Origin of the sequence: Pseudovibrio sp. Ad13 (genome assembly GCF_001623225.1) — a bacterium.
Taxonomy (GTDB): Bacteria; Pseudomonadota; Alphaproteobacteria; order Rhizobiales; family Stappiaceae; genus Pseudovibrio.
On the sequence record NZ_LMCC01000002.1, the window covers coordinates 584398 to 602798 of the forward strand.

Genomic DNA, 18401 nt, shown 5'->3' on the forward strand with positions numbered 1-18401 from the left:
GCTTAGCGACTTCCAGTAAAAACATCAATATCTACAGTAGCCATTCGGGCAGGTGAAACCGGAATGGGCAAATACAAAACAGTCTTAGTGGAAGGTTTTGGAATAAGAGCGGCAACCTCCGCACCATTCACGCCCGATGATACGGATGCCCTGTCAGTATGGTGATTGCGCGGTAGATTTGCTCGCCGCACAGGATCCGGACGAGTTGGTGTGGCCATGTCATGGAGCCCAGAGCGAGCTTCAGGTCTGCGCGTTGCAGCAGTGCCTGGCCGTGGCCGTCGGCTCCGCCAATGGCGAGCACCATATCCGAAATACCCTGATCGGCCCAACCGCCAACCTTTTTGGCAAAGGCTTCGCTGGAAAGTGCCTTGCCGTGCTCATCCAGTGCAATCAGGATCGCACCGGAAGGAAGCGCATTGAGCAACAGTTGCGCTTCTTCGTCTTTTCGATCACTCGTACGGGCAGCCCGGCTCTCTGAAAATTCGACCACGGACACAGAAGTAATGCCAACGGAACGGCCAGCTTTGCGGGCTCGGTCCAGATAGCGTTCAAGCATGTCCTTTTCCGCGCCAGCTTTCATTTTGCCGACGCAGGCAATCGTGACTTTCATAAAGTCTCCGGGATTAGATCGTAGTGACCCACAAAAAGATCTCATGCAGATGGAGCAGCACCTGCATCAGCGGCATTTGCCCAGACTCCCTCATTCCCCCAAAGGGGCAGAGAATTGACTGGTGTAATAGTCAGTGCTTCAAAGAAGCACTGATACTATCCGATGAACTGCGTCGGTGCAGAGCTATCCGCAGACCACATTTTTTCTACATTGTAGAAACTGCGGACTTCTGGGCGGAAAATGTGAATGATTGCATCACCGATATCGATGAGCACCCAGTCACAATGCGGCATGCCCTCAACGCGAGCGTTACCGTAGCCAGCATCTTTCAGATCACGGAGCAGGTAGTCGGCAACAGCACCCACATGGCGATGAGAGCGGCCAGAAGCCACAACCATGTGATCAGCCAGAGCAGATTTGCCTGTAAGATCTAGAGATACGATATCCTCAGCCTTGGAATTTTCCAGGCTGTTGAGGATCAGTGCAAGCACGTCCCCCTCATTGGTGGGATCATGCGGTTGAAGAGGAGCGATGGTGTCCGTCCCTTCATGTTGAGTTGTCATGGTCAGCTTAAGAGCCCTCGCCATGGTTAGAGAAAGCAGTACTCTGCCGGTCGAAAAGCCTGAAATGCACAAACTCAAGCCTTCCGTCAAGAAGAATACTCAGGTCCCTATGGCATTTTCAAGACACTACTTGCCGTAAAAAGCGTAAAGTTACCCTGGAGTGTGTCCTCTGTTCCTCAGGAGGGTGGAAGAGGTTTCATCCAGCGGACCACGTAAAATGGTCCAGCACGGGGCTTTGCACTCAGGCAGTTGGTCTGCACTTTTTTCTTTTAATTGAGCAAAGGCATACCTTTGGCAAACTTGAGCGGAAAGAGACGAAAGGGTCGCTTTAGGCCGGTCAACAATTGCCACAGGCACCCCTTCTATAATGCTCTGCCAGTTTTGCCAATGGTGAAAATTGGAGAGATTGTCTGCACCCATAACCCAGACAAAATTCAGATGCGGTCTGCGCAGCTTTAATTGCTCCACCGTACTTGCCGTGTAAGAGGTGCCAAGTACCTTCTCATAGGCCGTCACCTTCATGCGTGGGTGCCGTGCCAAAGCCTGCGCGGCGGCAACACGTTCTTCCAGGGGCGCGAGGTTTCGGTGAGATTTCAGTGGGTTTCCGGGCGTGACCAGCCACCAGATCTGATGCAGGTTCAAGCGCCGCAATGCCGTCTCCGCCACCATAAGATGGCCGGGATGTGGGGGATTAAACGACCCGCCAAACAAACCAATGCGATTGCCCGGTGCAGCATAGGGAAGGCGCATCCAGTCTGGTTGCACAATCCCAAGCTTGCCGTGGTTATCGCGCATTGTGGGGTCGGGGTTCGTCATGGACGTGTTTGGCCGTTCCCGCGAACCACGTATTTGAAGCTGGTCAGCTGTTCCACACCAACAGGTCCGCGTGCATGCATGCGGCCAGTTGCGATGCCAATTTCGGCGCCCATGCCAAACTCACCACCATCCGCAAACTGTGTGGATGCATTGTGAAGAACGATAGCCGAGTCCACTTCTGCAAGGAATTTGCGGGCCGCAATCTGGTCTTCTGTGATGATGCAGTCCGTGTGATTGGAACCGTAGATCCCAATATGCTCAATCGCATCTTCCAGACCGCCAACAATCTTCACAGAGATGATCGCATCTAGATATTCAGTCGACCAGTCGTCATCAGTCGCCTCAGAAGCGGTTGGGCAAAGCATCATAACGTCTTCATCACCGCGTATCTGGCAGCCCTTCTGTTGAAGAGCAGCAAGAATTGGCGGCAAAATGGTTGCTGCCACAGCTTCATCAACCAGTAGCGTCTCGGCAGCACCACAAATGCCCGTCCGGCGCATCTTGGAATTGACGGTGATTTCAATCGCCTTATCCAGATCGGCCTTTTTGTCGATGAAGATATGAACCAGACCTTCCAGATGTGCAAACACAGGCACACGGGCCTCATCCTGAACACGTGCAACAAGGCTCTTGCCACCACGTGGAATGATCACATCAAGATTACCATCCAGACCCTTAAGCATTTCGCCAACAGCAGCGCGGTCTTTCACCGGCACAATCTGAATGGCATCTACTGGCAATCCGGCGTCTGCAAGGCCAGCCTGCAAAGCTTTATAGATAGCAAGGTTGGAGTTGATGGTGTCTGATCCGCCGCGCAGTACAACAGCATTACCAGCCTTCAGGCACAATGCTCCGGCATCCGCAGTCACGTTCGGGCGGCTCTCGTAGATTACGCCAATTACACCAAGAGGCGTGCGGACGCGCGAGATATCCAGACCGTTCGGGCGCTTCCAGTCTGCTATCGTAGAACCGACAGGGTCGTCCAGCTTGGCAATGTCTTCCAGTGCGCAGGCAATGGCTTCAATGCGCTCTTCGTTCAATGTGCCGCGATCAATAAAGGATGCCAGCTGACCATTGGCCTGCATGCTCTCCAGATCAATCGCATTCGCTTTGAGGATCTCAGGGATTGCAGAGCGAACGGCAGCTGCCATCGCTTCCAGGCCTTTGTTCTTCTGGCTTGTGGGGGCAATGGCTAGAGTACGTGCAGCTGCGCGTGCCTTCTTGCCAAGAGTTGCCATCAGGTCGCGAACATCGGTGTTGTCCGCATTTGCCACTTCAGAAGTATTCAGCATCTGCAAAACCCTTAAGTCATCACTGGTTGAACTTGGTCAACCTAAACAGTTTCTATGAATTGTCCAAATCAGATGTAGAGAGCACAAGGTCGTCCGTATGGACCATTTCTGCCCGTCCCGGATAGCCGACAATGGCTTCAATTTCTTTGCTGTTACGCCCGATGATGAGAGAGGCCTCACCGTAATCATAGGCCACAAGACCGCGACCCACATCATGCCCGTCCGCATCTATAATACGCACAGCATCACCACGTGTGAATGTGCCATCCACTTTGGTCACCCCTGCTGGCAGCAGGCTCTTGCCCGCCTTCACAGCTTTCAGCGCACCTGCATCCAGCTGAATGGTGCCATGCGGCTTCAGGTGACCGCTGATCCACGTTTTGCGGGCGCGGGCGGGTGAGGATGGAGCAGGGAACCATGTTGCCCGTGCACCATTTTCAATTGCGTCGAGCGGGTTCATGGTCTTGCCACTGGCAATGATCATGGACGTGCCAGCGCTCTGCGCAATCTTAGCCGCATCAATCTTGGTCTTCATGCCACCAGAGGAGAAGGCCGTTCCCGGCGCACCGGCCATAGCCTCAATCTCCTGTGTCACCTGAGGAACCTCAGGCAGGAAGATGGCATCAGGATCTGTCTGCGGAGCGGCGGTGTAAAGCCCGTCCACATCAGACAGCAGCACAAGAAGATCCGCACTCGCCATAGTCGCCACACGGGCACCCAGACGGTCGTTATCGCCATAGCGGATCTCGGAGGTAGCCACACTGTCATTCTCGTTGATGATCGGCACAGCGCCCATCTTCAGCAGAGTGCCAATCGTCTCGCGCGCATTGAGGTAACGGCGACGCTCTTCCGTGTCGCCGAGCGTCAGCAGAATCTGACCAGCCGTTAAACCACGCGCACCGAGAATTTCAGAATACGCCTGAGCAAGTGCAATCTGGCCCACAGAAGCGGCGGCTTGCGCCTGCTCCAGTTTGAGCGGACCAGCTGGCAGACCAAGCACACCACGACCAAGAGCAATGGAACCGGAAGAGACCACCAGCACTTCTTTCCGAGCTTCGGAAAGAGCCTGAAGGTCATCTGCCAGCGATTCCAGCCACTCACGTTTCAATCGGCCCTTTTCTACCAGAAGGGCAGAGCCGATTTTAACGGTGATGCGCTTATAGTCGCTCAGACTTCGAGCCATTACGGGCGCCACTCCTCAATTCCATCAGAAGGAATGGCATTGGCCTCGTCTTGCTTATCCTTGTCAATTGCACGAATGATCATGCGCTGAGCAGTGTCGATGTTTTCACCACTGGCAGACGAAATGATCAAAGGCTTCTGACCGCAGGCTTCTTCAAGAGACTTAAAGCGCTCTTCGCGCAACTCGTCTGTCAGTGCATCTGCTTTGGAAAGACAAACAATCTCAGCCTTCTCATCCAAACCATGGCCATAAGCTTCCAGCTCACCGCGAATGGTGCGGTAAGAATCTGCCGGGTCTTCTTCTCCAGAGCCATCCACCAGATGCAACAGAACGCGAGTCCGCTCCACGTGGCCAAGGAAACGGTCGCCAAGACCATGACCTTCGTGTGCACCACGAATGAGTCCCGGAATGTCAGCGAGCACAAAGCCGCGATTGTCGAGTTCACACACACCCAGGTTCGGGTGCAGCGTGGTGAACGGATAATCCGCAATTTTCGGGCGTGCTGCTGATACAGCGGAGAGGAAGGTGGATTTGCCAGCGTTTGGCAGGCCCACAAGTCCAGCATCCGCAATCAGCTTCAGCCGCAGCCAGATCCACTTTTCTTCACCTTCAAGACCAGGGTTCGCATGGCGCGGTGCCTGGTTGGTTGAGGATTTGAAGTGTGCGTTACCGAAACCGCCATTACCACCTTTCAGAAGCAACAAGCGCTGACCAATCTCGGTCATGTCCGCCTGAACGGTCTCGTTGTCTTCTTCAAGAATCTGAGTGCCTACAGGAACACGAAGCACAACATCGTCGCCCTTGGCGCCGGTTCTGTTGCGGCCCATGCCATGCATGCCGATTTTTGCTTTGTAGTGCTGGGCGTAGCGATAGTCGATCAGTGTGTTGAGGCCATCAACGCACTCAACCCATACATCGCCACCACGGCCACCATCACCGCCGTCGGGTCCACCTTCGGCAACATAGCGCAATAGGGCTTTATGACGTCCTCCAAAGAACGTCACAGGTGGACGAAAGAGGATCTTTGCCTGATCGAGGAATTTCATTTTATTCTCTTTCGTCCACCTGTGACGTTCTTTGGAGGACGTCATAAAGCCCTATTGCGCTCCCGCCAAGGGCGGAACGGCAAATCTGGCTAATTTTATTGCTTAAGCGTGTTCCCGAAAAGTGTCTAGCGCTTTCCGGAAAAGAATAAGCAACCTGATTTATGGTTTACTGCCCTGAACAGCCAAAAGGCTCACGAACATCAATTCGCAAGCCTTTCAAAATTCAGATGCGCAAGAACAAATCTCTAAAGACAAGTTGCTTTAGAGACTGGGGCGTCAGGCGGCAATCGCCTGCATTGATGTCCATCTGTCCCGGGTCAGCGTAACTGTAGTGTAATCCATTTCAAGATCACCACGTGCGCGGTTCTTCTCTTTAGTCTCGCCAGTCACCTCAAACCCGTTCTTCTGAAGCACATTCAGAGACTTCGGATTAATGGTGAACAGGCCAGTGTTCATCGCAGCCGCATTCAGCCGGTTGAACACGTAGTCGCATACCAGATTGGTTGCTTCACTGGCATAACCTTTACCCCATTGGGATTTTGCCAGCCAGTAACCGAGGTGCGGTGTTGTCGAGACATTGCGGATGCCGATGACGCCGACAAGGCCTTCGCCATTGTCGATCACCCAGTTGATCTCTTCGTTGTGAGATGTCGTGCGGCAATGGTCAAACCACCAGTCACCATCATCCTTTGTATAAGGATGAGGAACGACAGTCAGCATCTTGCTCACATCGAAATCATTCAAAGACGCATTATGAATATCAAAATCACTCTCGCGAAAATCGCGTAGGATCAAGCGCTCGGATTGTAACTCCGGGAACATGACAATCTCTTCTTATTCTTCTTGGAGCGCTTGGCTTGTTGTCGCTGGCGCTCTTTCTCTTAAGTACACGAAGATAGCGTCAAACCCGTCGAGCCATGTGCTCGCAACGCGCCGGTGCTATCCAACCCTTGCTTTTGGTTCCTGAGATCTCGAGTGCCCCCCTGTCACGAGTGCTGGGTACAATCACAACGGGACGAGGGAGCGAAAGGCTGTTGCCGCAACCTTGCTCAAAGACCCTATCCTGCCATCTGCTGAAAGTCGCGGAACGCATAAACAGTCGCGCCAGCCAGATCAGAAGAGCAGGACCCATCTTCAATTGTCCGATAAACACACACAGATCGGAGAATCAAAGGTGATCGACGCCTGCATCTTTATTCACAGGGGAACAAAGTAAGCAGACAACAGCATCTTGGAGGTTTCAAAATCCGAGAGGAACTTAAAAGCTTGGGGGCGGTCACTATCTCGGACCACTCCCTATTGCAAGCGCTTAGAGCATGTTCATGGAATTTTTTTCACATAGTGAGGAATATTTGCGCGAATATCGGCAAAACCCGCAATGCAACCACAAGGTGACCTAACATCGGGTTTTCCCTCAACTTTTATGCGTTTTGTGAAAACATCAGGGAATAAGTTAGGATTTGACTCAGTAAAAACACAGAGAATTTAAAAAAATTGGTTCTACAGGCATCAAATGGAAAGCTGGATCTTTACTTATCAGTCAATATGTGGAATGCCGTCTCTACGTTAAGACTATCGACACCCTGTCTCCTTTTTAGGCGTCAGTGCACTCGATTTCGCCCTGACGCAACCAAAGCCATCTGCATGTCGCAGCGGCACACTAACTAGGAGATATCACGATGGCTAAAGGCACCGTGAAATGGTTCAACAGCACTAAAGGTTTCGGTTTTATTGCACCTGAAGATGGAAGCAAAGACGTATTTGTTCACATCTCTGCAGTAGAGCGCTCCGGTCTGTCTACTCTGGCTGATGGCCAGGACGTAACTTACGAACTGGAAGCTGGTCGTGATGGCCGTCAGAGCGCTGTAAACCTCGAAACCGTATAATTCGAGCTGTTCAGTGAAAAAGAGCGCAGCAATGCGCTCTTTTTTTTGTCTGGATTTTGGCCCAGACATCAATAAACCAACAATGAGATAGCCATCAGGCTTCCATTCAGCCAAAACGCCTCTCTTACAGAATCCCATCCTCCCAAAATCCGGCTCTCAACATCATGCTTCGCCGTGATGTCAGCTGAACGCCCCCACATTCCAGTCCCTTGCAATCTTGTTTCTCCTCACCAAACTCACTAGAGCTTAGTGTAAGATACGGTATCGTACCCACGTGAGAGACGGAAAACCTGCATGGAATCAGAGAAAAAGGTATCGCGCGGCGAAAAGCGGAAAAATGAGCTTTTAGAAATTGCAGCTGATGCGATCATCGAACTTGGCTATGCCAACACCTCGATGGATGAGATCGTCAGACGCGCCCGCGCCTCCAAAACCACAGTCTACAGACACTTCAAAAACAAAGAAGCAATGTTGGCAGAGATTGTCAGCAACTTGTCTGAAGGGCCTGTCCTCTCCATTAAACCCCTCGACTCAAACGAAGATGGCGGCTCCCGTCAGGAGCTTGAAGAGATTCTGTTTGTCTTTGGCAAGGCTGTCTTGACCCTCATCTATGATGACAGAACTCTGGGCCTTTGGCGCATGTTGATAGGTGAGGGCAGTCGCGCTCCTCATATTACCAAATCATTCTTCCAGCTTGGCCCCAAACGGGCAACCTCCAGCATTGCACAGCAGCTCCAACTGGCGAACAGTCTGGGCATCGTCGCCATCGAACACCCTGAAAACACAGCGGCCATCTTCATGGGTATGTTGCGCGAGGACACTCACCTCGCTCTTCTGCTGGGCGTTCAATCCGCACCGACTCTACAGGAAATCTCAGATCATGTTCGCCAATGTGTACATGATTTCATGAAAGCATATGGCGCCTGATCTCAGCCAGCGCCGACCAGCTGAAAACAGTCATGCTTGACGAAAGTGATTTTTATCTGCTAAGTGTACGGTACAGTATCGTACACTTACGGAGGTAGAGATGCTTGATAATAACACTGTGACACATCCCATCGTGACCCGGGCAGCGGCCATGCCAACGCCCCAGCACATCAGCTTAAACAAAATCAAGAAGTCGAAAGACGGCATGGAACTTGAGGTCGATTTCCTCGCAGAGCTCACAGGCGACGGCTTGGTCAAGACCGGCGTGGTCCAGCCCAACGTCCCTGGCTTTGGCGCGTTTGAAGTTCTCTGTGACGAAGGCTCATCCATTGGCGGCACGGATACAGCTCCCGCACCATTGTCTTACCTGGCCGCGGGTATCGGCTTCTGCCTGCTCACGCATGTGCATGGGTTGGCTCAGTCCCGGAAGCTGAACATCTCCTCCATCAAGCTGGAGCAGAAAATGAAGTTCCAGTCCAGAATCCCGGGAATGACCGCTGAAGAAGGCTCGGACATGCTTGGTGTTTCAAAAGGCGTCGAGACAGTCATCATCATCGAATCGCAAGAGGACCCATCTCTGATTGCTTCTTTGGTGGAGGCGAGTGAGAAAGCCTGCATGGCGCTTCAAACCGTCGTAAATGCAGTCCCGGCATCGACCACCATCATCAACAACGGCCAGAAACTCTGAGCCAGAATTGATGTGTAGGGCAGCCTCTCAGGCGAAATCGTTTGAGACGTTGCCCTCCTCTCCATTTCTCCTTCTCAACAATGTCTCCGAGAAGGACGGAGGAAATACAATGACATCCTCTTCCCAACACAACTACTTCCCCACCACCTTTCGCAACCAGCTCATGGCAACAATCGTCTGGGCTCAGGTCTTTGTTCTCTATTGCATTGGCCTGTTGGTTTTCACCGAACAGGACACAAGTCAGATTTTCTGGGCAGATCCGTTCATCAAGATCGTGCCGATTTACGTCTCTACCTGGCTCATCATTTTTACCTCACTGCTTTTGGGCTGGTTTTGCTTTAACAAACTCGGCTGGGCAGGCTTGATAAAGCACACACCCGGTTTGCAGATCGTGAGCGGTGTAAGCACAGCAATCATCATCACATGCATTATCTGGGCGTTTTTCGGGAGTGAACTGCCTGACTTCGTACCGGCAGAAGAAAGCTCACGACCAGGCTATCTCTTTGGCATGGTGGCTGGTTACGGCGAAGAACTCGTCTTCCGCATGTTATTGAGTGCGCTGGTCTTCTTCGGAATGTTCAAACTGCTGGCAGGCGTTGAGTACAGGTATCGCGTGTTCTGGTCTGCTGGCACTGCAATCCTCATCGCAGCACTAGCTTTTGTCTTCCTTCATGAGCTTGGAGAACTGGATAGCATCTTATTGTGGAACTTGATCGCCACACGCATTCTCGTTCCCGGCATTATAATGGGGAGCCTGTTTTTTCTGGTCGGTCCGGGCTTTCTCATCTTCATGCACAGTACCATGCACATCATGATACCGCTGCTATTCGACTGATCCCAAAACTTGTCGCGCGCACCCATCGGCACGCGACAAGCAATTCACCTTCAAACCGTCACCGCCCGCATGGCTTCCCATAAATGCCGGGTGAGCTCCACGTTGATAAGAGTGACTTCTTCTTCTCCGCGAGCGCGACTTTTTTCTGGCTCCGAGCCGATTGTCTGGAAGCCGTTCTTCGCCAGCACATTCAGAGACCCGTCATTTTCTTCAAATGCCCCGGAAGTCACTTTGGTAGAACCTAATTCCTCAAAACAGTAATTGACCACCGCCTCAGTTGCCTCGCTCATATAGCCTTTGCCCCAGAACGGTTGCCCCAGCCAATAACCAATGCGCGGGAAGCCATCTTCTGGGATGCGTATTCCAATGACGCCTGAGAACCCATGTTCGGATTCAATAACCCAGTTCGTCTCTTCGCTTAGCGGTGTCTCCTTGATGTGGTTCAACCACCATTCTCCAACCGCTTTTGTGTAAGGGTGAGGCACCACAGTCAGCATCTTGCTGACTTCGAAGTTGCTGATGTATTCGCAGATCGATTTCAGATCATCCTGCTGAAACTGGCGGAGTGTCAGGCGGTTTGTTTTGAGTTCAGGAAACATCATTAATCCAACTTGTTGCGTTTTGGAGTGCTTGGTCGCTGTGCCGCAAGCACTCGGTAATTCCATGATGGTCGTTAGGCAGGGACATGTCGTGCTGCCCACTGTTCCCGCGTTAAACTGAGAGAAATATTCGGCAGCTTCTCTTCTGGCCGGGAGCGCGGTGTTGAAAAGCCTCTTCCAACCTCCTGAAAACCCAGTTTGGTCAGAACGCGCAGGCTTCCGGGGTTCTCTTCAAGCGCAGAGGTATAAATCGTGGGCAGGCCAAGTGTCTCAAAACCATATGCAGTAACGGCCTGAGCAGCCTCACTCATATAGCCTTTGCCCCACAGATGCTCAGCAAGCCAATACCCAAGAATTGGCTTGCCGCTTTGAAGCTTCATCAGAGTGATCGCGCCGGAAAAGCCAGCTGGCCCCTCAATCACCCAGGCGATTTTCTCTGAGAGTGGAGTGGTCAGGCAGTAGTTGATCCACCATTCTCCGTCTGCCTTGGAATAAGGGTAAGGCACTTCAGAGAGTGTTTTACTAACTGCGAAATTGTCGGTGAACTTGCAAAGTGGCTCCAGATCAGAATGCCTGAACTGGCGCAGTATCAGCCTGTCTGTTTTTAGGTCAGGAAACATTTTGAATACTCACGAATTCACGTCTGAATTAGTCAGCCGAAGAAAGTCATTTCGGGTTATCTGAAGCTGGATCTCATCAAACTCCACATTGCCCCGCGCGCGGCAGGCGTGCTTAGCCTCACCAGTAATCTTGAAACTCATCTTGGTCAGCACCCGCATGGAGGCCGGGTTCTCCTTGAACACTCCGGTCCGCACCACATGCAGCGCACGCGCTTCAAACAGATAATCAAGAACAACACGCAAAGCCTCACTCATCAGCCCTTTGCCCCAATGCTCGCGCCCAAGCCAGTAGCCAACGCTCGCAGCTCCATGCAATTCTTTCGCTTTAAAACCACCACAAAACTGCCCCTCAAACTCAATAGCCCAGGTCACATTCTCAGCTGTGTTGTTGGCAAGCGCCTGCTCAATATAATTCCGCCCATCCGCTTCCAAAAACGGATGCGGTTGACTGCTCAGCGACTTGGAGACCTCAAAATCCCCCAAGTACGCACAAAGCCGCTCTAAATCCTCAGACCGCATCTCCCGCAAGACTAGACGCTCGCTGCGTAGAACGGGGAAGGTGCTTTGGGTTGTCATGTCGCTCAACCTTCCGCTTCTGCTAGGTCCACAAAATCGGCTTTGGGCAATGCAAGCCGGAGATGTGGAACCATGATATCACCGCGTCCTTTAGAGGGGATAGTTTCTTCGCCTACTTTGCTGAAGCCCATCTTCTCCAACAAGTGAGAGGAGGCGGGATTGTCGGCAAACACACCGGCCCCAAAGTTCGTAACAAAGCGCTGCTCAAATCCGAAACGCAGAACTGTACGTAGAGCTTCGCTCATGTAGCCACGCCCCCAATAAGGCTCACCCATCCAATAACCGGTCCAACCAGTACCATCCTCAAACTTTGACCAGATGCAACCGACAAGGCCAGTTCCATCATCAATGGCCCATAACACAACACTGGCAGGATCATTGGTTTTGCCGCGATGGATGTAGAACCTGCCAGTCTCTTCTGTAAACGGATGCGGCATGCCAGAGAGCATGCTCGCAATCGCGTAAGAGTTCGCCAGCTGGACAAGGCGATCCAGATCACCGTCTTCAATCATGCGCAATCGAAGACGGTCTGTTTTCAGTTCTGGAAAAGCCATCCTATCTTATCCCCGCCACGGCAAGCTGTGGTTGCTCAGCAGACTGTGTCAGCTTGAGTTCGAAATTTTGGGTCTCAATTTCGTCGGACTCTCTGGAAGCGCAGGAATGCGTGCAGACAGAGGTTGGAACGAAGCCATTCTTCATAAGAACGCGGAATGACGCAGGATTCTCCAAAAAAACGCACGCATCAACGTTCTCAACGCAACGCTCATTTTGTAGATAGTTTACAACGGCTTGCACGGCTTCACTCATATAACCCCGCCGCCAGTAGTATTTTCCAAGCGCATAGCCCAAAGAAGCAGATTTGCCGATCCGGTGTGCGCCAATGGACCCGATGAAGCCGGTACCATTATCAATCGCCCAAACCACATCCGAATTCAGATCATTAGAATGACTACGAGTGATAAACTCATGCGCCCACTCATTAGTGATCGGATGCGGAAAGCTGGCAGTCATCCGCGCCACATCAAAATCAGAAAACAGGAACCGCAGCCGAGGATAATCATCCGGCTGAAGTGCTCTTAAAATCAAACGGTTGGTTTGTAATTCCGGAAAAATCATTGCGCTGCCTCCTGCGCTCTGGACTGCTGTGCACTGATAAAATCAAGCGGGGATATGAGGAACTCTTCTGTCGGATAATTGCCCGCGAGGCGGGCACGGCTTCGTCCCTCATTCTGTCCGGTATGAACAAACCCAAGTTTTCGGATCAGTGCCTGAGATCCCGCATTGTCGCTAAAGGCATCGGCAAAGACGGAAGGCAGCTCACGTTCCAGCAGCAAGTAACGGAGAACCTCACTAACTGCCTCATACATAATGCCTTTTTTCCAATGTTCTTCTGCAAGCCAAAAGGCGAGTTCAGGTTTTCTGGAAAGGTGGCCAGCACCAACGCCACCAACCACTTCCCCCTGCAGCTCAACGGCCCAGTTCACTCCATGGCCAAGGTCTCTGGGCATAAACCTTTGCAGAAAGACCTCAGCATCCGCTTTGGTATAAGGATACGGAGCACTCGCCAGCATTCGAGTAACATTCTGATTTTGCAGCAGTTTAAGAATGCGAGGCGCATCCGTCTCTCTCCATTCCCGAAGTGTCAGACTGGCTGTTCTCAAACGAGGAAAAGTGGTCATTGTGCTGCTCCCATCATCACATGCGCATCACCATGCAGTGCCTCAAACCGATCCCGCGGCAGATGCATGATGATATTCTCAATGTCTTGTTGCAAAGATTTAGAGTACCGAAGGCAAACACCAGCAGGCTCAAAGCCTAGCTTTTTCAATACCTTCTGAGAGGAATAGTTCGTCGCAAACACACGAGCGGCGAAGGTGTCACATGCAGCGCGCGCAAAGCCCCAATGCAGCGCAGCAACACATGCTTCAGTGATATACCCTTGGCCATGTGCGGCTTCGGAAAGCCTATAGCCAATGGTTGGTAGCTCCGGGAACTCTTTGAGGTCACCGGATTTTTGGACTTCAACGCCGCCTATAAGCTGTCCGTTACAGTCGATGGCAAACGGAAATGAGTCCGTTTCAGCATTTGCAAGGCACGCCTGTTCTATAAAGGCTTCGGCTTCCATCATGATTGGAGGCCACGTTAACCCGGTGAGCCAGCGTGCTATTTCATAGTTAGAAGGTCCGATCTCCCAAAAGCGAGGGAGATCGTCAGATTGGAACGGGCGAAGCCTCAGTCTTTGGGTATCTATAGTTGTAGTCAACATTGTAAAAGGCCTTGTAAATCAAACTCATATTTCTCTAATCGTTCGTTGGAGTAGGTAAGTGAAGGTAAAACGCAGCATGGCCTTAATGACCCGGATTGCAGACAGAGCGACTGCATCAGGATCAGGTAAAAGCCTGCTGGTTTTGTGTGGTTGAGAGTAAGCCGTTACAGCCAAACAACAATCACGCTGCCGAAAGCAGGTTGCTGTCATTGCAACCTGCTGATCTGGCATCACTTAACCAGCAGAGCCCCATCGCGTATTCGCGATCCATTGGCTGCGGGTCAGTGTAAAGCGTGTGGCATCCACCACGGCCATAGCGCCGAGAGAATGCAGCTTTGTCGTTCCGTCCTGCTTAAAGCCGCACTTTGACAGCACGCGGTGCGAGGCAGGATTGCTCACGCGACAAGAAGCGGAGAGCTCCTTAACGCCATTAGAAAACGCGAATTCGATAACAGACTGAACAGCTTCTGTCGCATATCCCTGGTTCCAGAATGGCTCGCCCACCCAATAACCCAGGTGCACAGCACCAAAGTCTTCGGCAAGCGGGTTGAAACCGATAGCGCCAATAATACGGCCAGTGTTCTTCATGCGGATCGCGAACGTCGCCTGAGATGGCAACTGCACATCACACCGTTTCACGAGCGCTTTAGCGTCTTCATACGTGAATGGATGCGGCATGTTCGTCAGTTTCTCAGCGATCCGACGGTTGTTGGCCAAAAACAGGATGTCAGCCAAATCATCCTTGCGCGCTCGGTCGATGACAAGACGCGCGGTGTCCTGCGGCGACCCGGCCGCAATGCAACTGCTTTCTTCTGGGATTTCTTCGTATTCAACTACCATGGTTTTAACTCCGGTCTACTGCCCATCCCACTGGACAAAGAAAAAGGGAAGATGGCGTCCCATCTCCCCTTTTTCTGATCTTTCGATCTGAACCGGATTTTTCCAAATCCGTCGGGGTCTGATGAGACGCCGACGATTTGGATTATCACGTCAGCGTTACTCGGCGGCGAGTGCCACCGGCATCACATTAATAAATGTTCGGCCATTGCGTTTTTCTTCGAATGCAACTTTGCCTTCGACGGTCGCAAAGATGGTGTGATCTTTACCAATGCCAACACCTGCGCCTGGGTGCCACTTAGTGCCACGCTGACGTGCAATGATGTTGCCAGGAATCACGGCTTCGCCACCGAACTTCTTGATACCAAGGCGACGACCAGCTGAGTCGCGACCGTTGCGGGATGAACCGCCAGCTTTTTTATGAGCCATAACGAAGTACTCCTCGTTTAATCTCTAGGACAGAAACTTGCGCGAATTACTTCGCTGCGAGTTCCTTAGCCTGTGCAACCCAGTTATCACGTTCGAAGCGGCCTTTAGTGCCAGTTTCTTCTTCAACGCGGGCGATGTCTTCAGCAGAAAGAGCTGCGATCTGTGCGTAGGTAGAGATACCTGCAGCATTCAGCTTTTTCTCAATTGCTGGGCCAAGACCCTGCAATTTTTTCAGATCGTCGGAGCCTTCAGCAGCTGGTGCAGCGGCAGCTTTCTTAGGAGCAGCGGCTTTTTTAGCTGGCTTAGCGCCACTGGTCAGGATGTCGGTGATTTTCACAGTAGTGAAAGCCTGACGGTGACCATTACGACGACGGGAGTTCTGACGACGACGTTTTTTGAAGATGATGATCTTACGATCACGACCCTGCTCAACAACCTCAGCTACAACAGAAGCGCCTTCAACGGTTGGTGCACCAATGGTGGTTTCAGCATCTGAACCAACCATGAGAACTTCGTCAAAAGTTACTGTTTCACCAGCTTCGGCAGAAACTTTTTCGATCTTCAGAAGATCGTCAGCAGCAACAGTGTACTGTTTACCGCCTGTTTTGATGACTGCGAACATGCGCATGTCCTTCTTATCTAAGCGCACCCTTTGGCGTCGCAGCAAACTGCGAACTTTGTCGACCGTTTCCTTTATGCTCTAGGAACGTCCCGTTTCGGGGAGATCGACCGCAAACTCTGGAAAAAACCAGAAGGCGGTTTCGATGTCTTGCCTCGGACAGCGCGAAAACACGGGTTTCCCCGCAATTTATGAGCTGCTGGAATATACGCAGGCATTCTGGAATGTCAACGCAGAATCTCGCCAATTATATTAGAAATACGAGAGGTGAGATTTATGTCACGAATACTCAACTGTCAAAGAACGCTCCTGTATTGGAGTGATTCGCGCTATGGTTGCGCAGTCAGATTTATACCTACGATCTAATTGTTACGTCCAAATACCTATTACGCTGCGTTTTAAGGTTCATTCTATGATTGTTTTAAGGATCGATAAACCTTCGCCAGCCAACAATAGCGCAAAGAGATTTGTGCATGTTCCATACAAGTGCTTAGGGGAGAAATGAGCGCCGAATATGGAATGTATGTGACAATCTCGCGATCATTATCATCCAATGAATTAAACCGCATACGTGCGGGGGGCATAAAATGCGCATTCCAAAGTTCGCCTGGATATACTCCGTCGTAACTAGAGTTACAGCTCTTGGGTTGTTGCCGATACTTGTGCTGGGTGGGGCGTTGATTTCCCTCTCCCAAATGAACAGCCAGAATGCTGAGTTTCAAAAAAATACGCAGACCTATAACCAGCTGATGCAAAACGCTCAGGCGATTAGTGCAGCAGTAGATCGTATGCGCGCAATTGGTGGGGAGTTTTTGCTTCATCCAAAAGCAGAGGCATCTGACATTGCAGCAGATGCTCGTGAGCGCGTTGTTGTATTGGTAGAAGAAACACGTGAACTGAATGTTTCAGGCATTGAGGACGAACTCTACGATAACCTGGAAGGCTATGCCTACGGGTTTTCAGAGACGTTTGGCGCAGTGGTTGAAGCGACGCTCGAGCGTGGAACCAGCTCAGATGGAGGTCTCATTTCAGTCCTTCAGGGGGCAAGTTCCACAATGCAGCTCGAAATTAATAAGGCACGCCGGAAACTGAACGTCAGCAAAGACACTCATCGTGTCGCTGGTTTGCTAAAAGATCTTCAAGCCATGGAATGGACCATTGGCGTTGACGGGTATGAAATTGAAAAGAGCACCTTCAAAAGCCGCATAGAGCAGTTTGGCATGGTCATTCAAACTGCAAAAATGCCAGAAGAAACATCTCAGGTAGTGAGCGAGCTCTGGGCAACCTACACAGAGACGCTAGAGCAGATTGAAACTCTGAATGCTGACATTCAGGAGGAAATGGTCTTCGCTCTGGAACAACTGGACGAAATGATCCCGGCTGCGCAACAGCTCAACGATTTTGGTGCGGCAGGTGAAGCCGAAGCAACTGCGCTTCATAATGAGGCATCAGCGGCAAGCATGCAGCGCTTCTTGTTGCAAGCTGGCGCCATGGGCATTATCGGCCTGATGATTGCTGGCTATATTGCATGGCGCATCTCTCGGCCCCTGGCGAATCTGCATACGGCCATGGGCGTTCTGGCAAAAGGGGATGTCTCAATCAATATCGAGGGCACCAAAGGCCGGGATGAGTTCGCGAAAATGGCGAAGATCCTGGAAGTCTTCCGTGCCAACGCCATTGAGCGGAATCAGCTGAACGATGAGCGCGATGAAGATAACAAACGTCGTCAGGAACGTGAGCAGAAAGTTGCTCTCCTGGTGCGAGAGTTTGAAAAAGCAGCAACGGCCGCAGGTGATGGCTTTAACTCCGCAATCCAGTCTTTGCATGAAGCCTCCTTCGCTTTGAATGTCACTGTAGAAAGTGTCTCTGATAAAGCTGGCAAAGCAGGTGATGCGGTCAGCCACGCATCAACATCAGTGGCAACAGTGGCATCTGCCAGTGAGGAAATGTCTCTTTCCATTAAGGAAGTCGCGTCTGAAGCGGTGAACTCCAAAGACGTTGCCGATGAAGTCGGTGGGCTTGTCATTAACACGTCCAAGACAATTCAGGAGCTGGCTGAAACTGCATCCCGTATTGGAAAAGTTGTTAGCCTGATCAAGGATATCGCAGACCAGACCAACCTTCTTGCTCTCAACGCCACCATTGAGGCAGCGCGTGCTGGCGAGATGGGCAAAGGCTTTGCGGTTGTGGCTTCTGAGGTGAAACATCTGGCAAACCAGACCACCACGGCAACGGAAGAAATCTCGCAACAGATCCATGCGATCCAGCAGGTGTCTACTGATGCCGTTGGCTCCATCGAAAAAGTGACGAGCATGATGGAGAAGCTATCCACCAGCTCTTCAGCAGTGGCAGCAGCTGTAGAACAGCAGTCTGTAACTGTTGGCGAAATCGCGCGTTCTGTGACCGATGCATCTGATCAGTCCCGTATTGGCGAGTCCGAAATGGGGGAAGTTGCCAGCACTATTGAAAACTCCACCAAAACGGCAGAAGACATCAACAATCAGGCAGACAGCATCTCTGAAGAAGCTGATCAGTTTAACCGCTCGATCAAAGCCTTCCTTGAAAACGTTCAAGCCGCATAACTCTCCAGAAATGGACAGTCATTTCAA

Annotated in this window: 22 protein-coding genes; 5 read left to right on the forward strand and 17 right to left on the reverse strand. The window is 51.5% G+C overall.

The features are described 5' to 3' along the window. Positions 1 to 127: 127 nt before the first annotated feature. The 7 genes from rlmH to PsAD13_RS03575 all read right to left on the reverse strand — a co-directional run bounded on the left by rlmH (position 128) and on the right by PsAD13_RS03575 (position 6332). Positions 128 to 610, reverse strand: a complete 483-nt coding sequence (rlmH, locus tag PsAD13_RS03545; RefSeq protein ID WP_057461558.1) for a 23S rRNA (pseudouridine(1915)-N(3))-methyltransferase RlmH — start codon at positions 608 to 610, stop codon at positions 128 to 130. Positions 611 to 765: 155 nt separating this feature from the next. Further along, on the reverse strand, positions 766 to 1173 hold the full coding sequence (gene rsfS / locus PsAD13_RS03550) for a ribosome silencing factor (protein WP_244271711.1): 408 nt from the start codon (positions 1171 to 1173) through the stop codon (positions 766 to 768). Between the two features lie 150 nt (positions 1174 to 1323). Beyond that, positions 1324 to 1968: a nicotinate-nucleotide adenylyltransferase gene (locus PsAD13_RS03555; protein ID WP_153040841.1), complete on the reverse strand. Its 645-nt coding sequence runs from the start codon at positions 1966 to 1968 to the stop codon at positions 1324 to 1326. A 17-nt stretch (positions 1969 to 1985) separates the two neighbouring features. After that, positions 1986 to 3281 carry a glutamate-5-semialdehyde dehydrogenase gene (locus PsAD13_RS03560; protein ID WP_063317271.1) on the reverse strand — a complete coding sequence of 432 codons (1296 nt, stop codon included), beginning with the start codon at positions 3279 to 3281 and terminating at the stop codon, positions 1986 to 1988. A gap of 52 nt (positions 3282 to 3333) precedes the next feature. After that, the gene (proB, locus tag PsAD13_RS03565; protein WP_063317272.1) at positions 3334 to 4464 is read right to left on the reverse strand and encodes a glutamate 5-kinase; all 1131 of its coding nucleotides are present in this window, start codon (positions 4462 to 4464) and stop codon (positions 3334 to 3336) included. After that, a complete protein-coding gene (gene obgE, locus PsAD13_RS03570; RefSeq protein ID WP_063317273.1) occupies positions 4464 to 5510 on the reverse strand; it encodes a GTPase ObgE in 1047 nt (348 codons plus the stop codon). Before obgE ends, proB begins: the two co-directional genes overlap by 1 nt. 276 nt (positions 5511 to 5786) lie before the next feature. Then, complete coding sequence (locus PsAD13_RS03575) at positions 5787 to 6332, reverse strand: GNAT family protein (protein WP_063317274.1); 546 nt, start codon at positions 6330 to 6332, stop codon at positions 5787 to 5789. A gap of 857 nt (positions 6333 to 7189) precedes the next feature. Between PsAD13_RS03575 and PsAD13_RS03580 the strand changes: the two genes are divergently transcribed. The 4 genes from PsAD13_RS03580 to PsAD13_RS03595 all read left to right on the forward strand — a co-directional run bounded on the left by PsAD13_RS03580 (position 7190) and on the right by PsAD13_RS03595 (position 9846). After that, complete coding sequence (locus PsAD13_RS03580) at positions 7190 to 7396, forward strand: cold-shock protein (RefSeq protein WP_057461563.1); 207 nt, start codon at positions 7190 to 7192, stop codon at positions 7394 to 7396. 294 nt (positions 7397 to 7690) lie between these two features. Beyond that, positions 7691 to 8323 carry a TetR/AcrR family transcriptional regulator gene (locus PsAD13_RS03585; protein WP_063317275.1) on the forward strand — a complete coding sequence of 211 codons (633 nt, stop codon included), beginning with the start codon at positions 7691 to 7693 and terminating at the stop codon, positions 8321 to 8323. A gap of 100 nt (positions 8324 to 8423) precedes the next feature. After that, the gene (locus PsAD13_RS03590; RefSeq protein ID WP_063286536.1) at positions 8424 to 9011 is read left to right on the forward strand and encodes an OsmC family protein; all 588 of its coding nucleotides are present in this window, start codon (positions 8424 to 8426) and stop codon (positions 9009 to 9011) included. A gap of 109 nt (positions 9012 to 9120) precedes the next feature. Next, positions 9121 to 9846 carry a hypothetical protein gene (locus PsAD13_RS03595; RefSeq protein ID WP_057461566.1) on the forward strand — a complete coding sequence of 242 codons (726 nt, stop codon included), beginning with the start codon at positions 9121 to 9123 and terminating at the stop codon, positions 9844 to 9846. A gap of 50 nt (positions 9847 to 9896) precedes the next feature. Here PsAD13_RS03595 and PsAD13_RS03600 read toward each other — a convergent pair whose 3' ends face one another. The 10 genes from PsAD13_RS03600 to rplU all read right to left on the reverse strand — a co-directional run bounded on the left by PsAD13_RS03600 (position 9897) and on the right by rplU (position 15795). Further along, positions 9897 to 10511, reverse strand: coding sequence for a GNAT family N-acetyltransferase (locus PsAD13_RS03600; RefSeq protein WP_208986396.1), 615 nt, complete (start codon positions 10509 to 10511; stop codon positions 9897 to 9899). 8 nt (positions 10512 to 10519) lie between these two features. Further along, a complete protein-coding gene (locus tag PsAD13_RS03605; protein WP_063299447.1) occupies positions 10520 to 11065 on the reverse strand; it encodes a GNAT family N-acetyltransferase in 546 nt (181 codons plus the stop codon). A gap of 9 nt (positions 11066 to 11074) precedes the next feature. Continuing rightward, positions 11075 to 11641: a GNAT family N-acetyltransferase gene (locus tag PsAD13_RS03610; protein ID WP_063317276.1), complete on the reverse strand. Its 567-nt coding sequence runs from the start codon at positions 11639 to 11641 to the stop codon at positions 11075 to 11077. A gap of 5 nt (positions 11642 to 11646) precedes the next feature. After that, positions 11647 to 12195, reverse strand: coding sequence for a GNAT family protein (locus PsAD13_RS03615; RefSeq protein ID WP_063317277.1), 549 nt, complete (start codon positions 12193 to 12195; stop codon positions 11647 to 11649). Between the two features lies 1 nt (position 12196). Then, on the reverse strand, positions 12197 to 12757 hold the full coding sequence (locus PsAD13_RS03620) for a GNAT family N-acetyltransferase (RefSeq protein WP_063317278.1): 561 nt from the start codon (positions 12755 to 12757) through the stop codon (positions 12197 to 12199). Continuing rightward, the gene (locus PsAD13_RS03625) at positions 12754 to 13320 is read right to left on the reverse strand and encodes a GNAT family N-acetyltransferase (protein ID WP_063317279.1); all 567 of its coding nucleotides are present in this window, start codon (positions 13318 to 13320) and stop codon (positions 12754 to 12756) included. Before PsAD13_RS03625 ends, PsAD13_RS03620 begins: the two co-directional genes overlap by 4 nt. Continuing rightward, positions 13317 to 13907 (reverse strand): GNAT family N-acetyltransferase, encoded by a 591-nt coding sequence (locus PsAD13_RS03630; RefSeq protein ID WP_084404627.1) that lies wholly within the window; start codon positions 13905 to 13907, stop codon positions 13317 to 13319. The genes PsAD13_RS03625 and PsAD13_RS03630 overlap by 4 nt, the downstream gene beginning before the upstream one ends. A gap of 234 nt (positions 13908 to 14141) precedes the next feature. Continuing rightward, entirely contained in the window at positions 14142 to 14747 is a 606-nt protein-coding gene (locus PsAD13_RS03635; RefSeq protein ID WP_063317281.1) for a GNAT family N-acetyltransferase, read from the reverse strand. A gap of 156 nt (positions 14748 to 14903) precedes the next feature. Further along, positions 14904 to 15173, reverse strand: coding sequence for a 50S ribosomal protein L27 (gene rpmA, locus PsAD13_RS03640; RefSeq protein WP_057461576.1), 270 nt, complete (start codon positions 15171 to 15173; stop codon positions 14904 to 14906). A gap of 46 nt (positions 15174 to 15219) precedes the next feature. After that, the gene (gene rplU, locus PsAD13_RS03645) at positions 15220 to 15795 is read right to left on the reverse strand and encodes a 50S ribosomal protein L21 (protein WP_057461735.1); all 576 of its coding nucleotides are present in this window, start codon (positions 15793 to 15795) and stop codon (positions 15220 to 15222) included. Positions 15796 to 16379: 584 nt separating this feature from the next. Between rplU and PsAD13_RS03650 the strand changes: the two genes are divergently transcribed. Then, complete coding sequence (locus PsAD13_RS03650; protein ID WP_208981647.1) at positions 16380 to 18374, forward strand: HAMP domain-containing methyl-accepting chemotaxis protein; 1995 nt, start codon at positions 16380 to 16382, stop codon at positions 18372 to 18374. The last annotated feature ends 27 nt before the right edge of the window (positions 18375 to 18401 follow it).

Excerpts from the sequence above, each read along its gene's own strand:
- rlmH (WP_057461558.1), bottom strand. The coding sequence starts at position 610 with ATGAAAGTCACGATTGCCTGCGTCGGCAAAATGAAAGCTGGCGCGGAA.
- rsfS (WP_244271711.1), bottom strand. The coding sequence starts at position 1,173 with ATGACAACTCAACATGAAGGGACGGACACCATCGCTCCTCTTCAACCG.
- PsAD13_RS03555 (WP_153040841.1), bottom strand. The coding sequence starts at position 1,968 with ATGCGCGATAACCACGGCAAGCTTGGGATTGTGCAACCAGACTGGATG.
- PsAD13_RS03560 (WP_063317271.1), bottom strand. The coding sequence starts at position 3,281 with ATGCTGAATACTTCTGAAGTGGCAAATGCGGACAACACCGATGTTCGC.
- proB (WP_063317272.1), bottom strand. The coding sequence starts at position 4,464 with ATGGCTCGAAGTCTGAGCGACTATAAGCGCATCACCGTTAAAATCGGC.
- obgE (WP_063317273.1), bottom strand. The coding sequence starts at position 5,510 with ATGAAATTCCTCGATCAGGCAAAGATCCTCTTTCGTCCACCTGTGACG.
- PsAD13_RS03575 (WP_063317274.1), bottom strand. The coding sequence starts at position 6,332 with ATGTTCCCGGAGTTACAATCCGAGCGCTTGATCCTACGCGATTTTCGC.
- PsAD13_RS03580 (WP_057461563.1), top strand. The coding sequence starts at position 7,190 with ATGGCTAAAGGCACCGTGAAATGGTTCAACAGCACTAAAGGTTTCGGT.
- PsAD13_RS03585 (WP_063317275.1), top strand. The coding sequence starts at position 7,691 with ATGGAATCAGAGAAAAAGGTATCGCGCGGCGAAAAGCGGAAAAATGAG.
- PsAD13_RS03590 (WP_063286536.1), top strand. The coding sequence starts at position 8,424 with ATGCTTGATAATAACACTGTGACACATCCCATCGTGACCCGGGCAGCG.
- PsAD13_RS03595 (WP_057461566.1), top strand. The coding sequence starts at position 9,121 with ATGACATCCTCTTCCCAACACAACTACTTCCCCACCACCTTTCGCAAC.
- PsAD13_RS03600 (WP_208986396.1), bottom strand. The coding sequence starts at position 10,511 with ATGGAATTACCGAGTGCTTGCGGCACAGCGACCAAGCACTCCAAAACG.
- PsAD13_RS03605 (WP_063299447.1), bottom strand. The coding sequence starts at position 11,065 with ATGTTTCCTGACCTAAAAACAGACAGGCTGATACTGCGCCAGTTCAGG.
- PsAD13_RS03610 (WP_063317276.1), bottom strand. The coding sequence starts at position 11,641 with ATGACAACCCAAAGCACCTTCCCCGTTCTACGCAGCGAGCGTCTAGTC.
- PsAD13_RS03615 (WP_063317277.1), bottom strand. The coding sequence starts at position 12,195 with ATGGCTTTTCCAGAACTGAAAACAGACCGTCTTCGATTGCGCATGATT.
- PsAD13_RS03620 (WP_063317278.1), bottom strand. The coding sequence starts at position 12,757 with ATGATTTTTCCGGAATTACAAACCAACCGTTTGATTTTAAGAGCACTT.
- PsAD13_RS03625 (WP_063317279.1), bottom strand. The coding sequence starts at position 13,320 with ATGACCACTTTTCCTCGTTTGAGAACAGCCAGTCTGACACTTCGGGAA.
- PsAD13_RS03630 (WP_084404627.1), bottom strand. The coding sequence starts at position 13,907 with ATGTTGACTACAACTATAGATACCCAAAGACTGAGGCTTCGCCCGTTC.
- PsAD13_RS03635 (WP_063317281.1), bottom strand. The coding sequence starts at position 14,747 with ATGGTAGTTGAATACGAAGAAATCCCAGAAGAAAGCAGTTGCATTGCG.
- rpmA (WP_057461576.1), bottom strand. The coding sequence starts at position 15,173 with ATGGCTCATAAAAAAGCTGGCGGTTCATCCCGCAACGGTCGCGACTCA.
- rplU (WP_057461735.1), bottom strand. The coding sequence starts at position 15,795 with ATGTTCGCAGTCATCAAAACAGGCGGTAAACAGTACACTGTTGCTGCT.
- PsAD13_RS03650 (WP_208981647.1), top strand. The coding sequence starts at position 16,380 with ATGCGCATTCCAAAGTTCGCCTGGATATACTCCGTCGTAACTAGAGTT.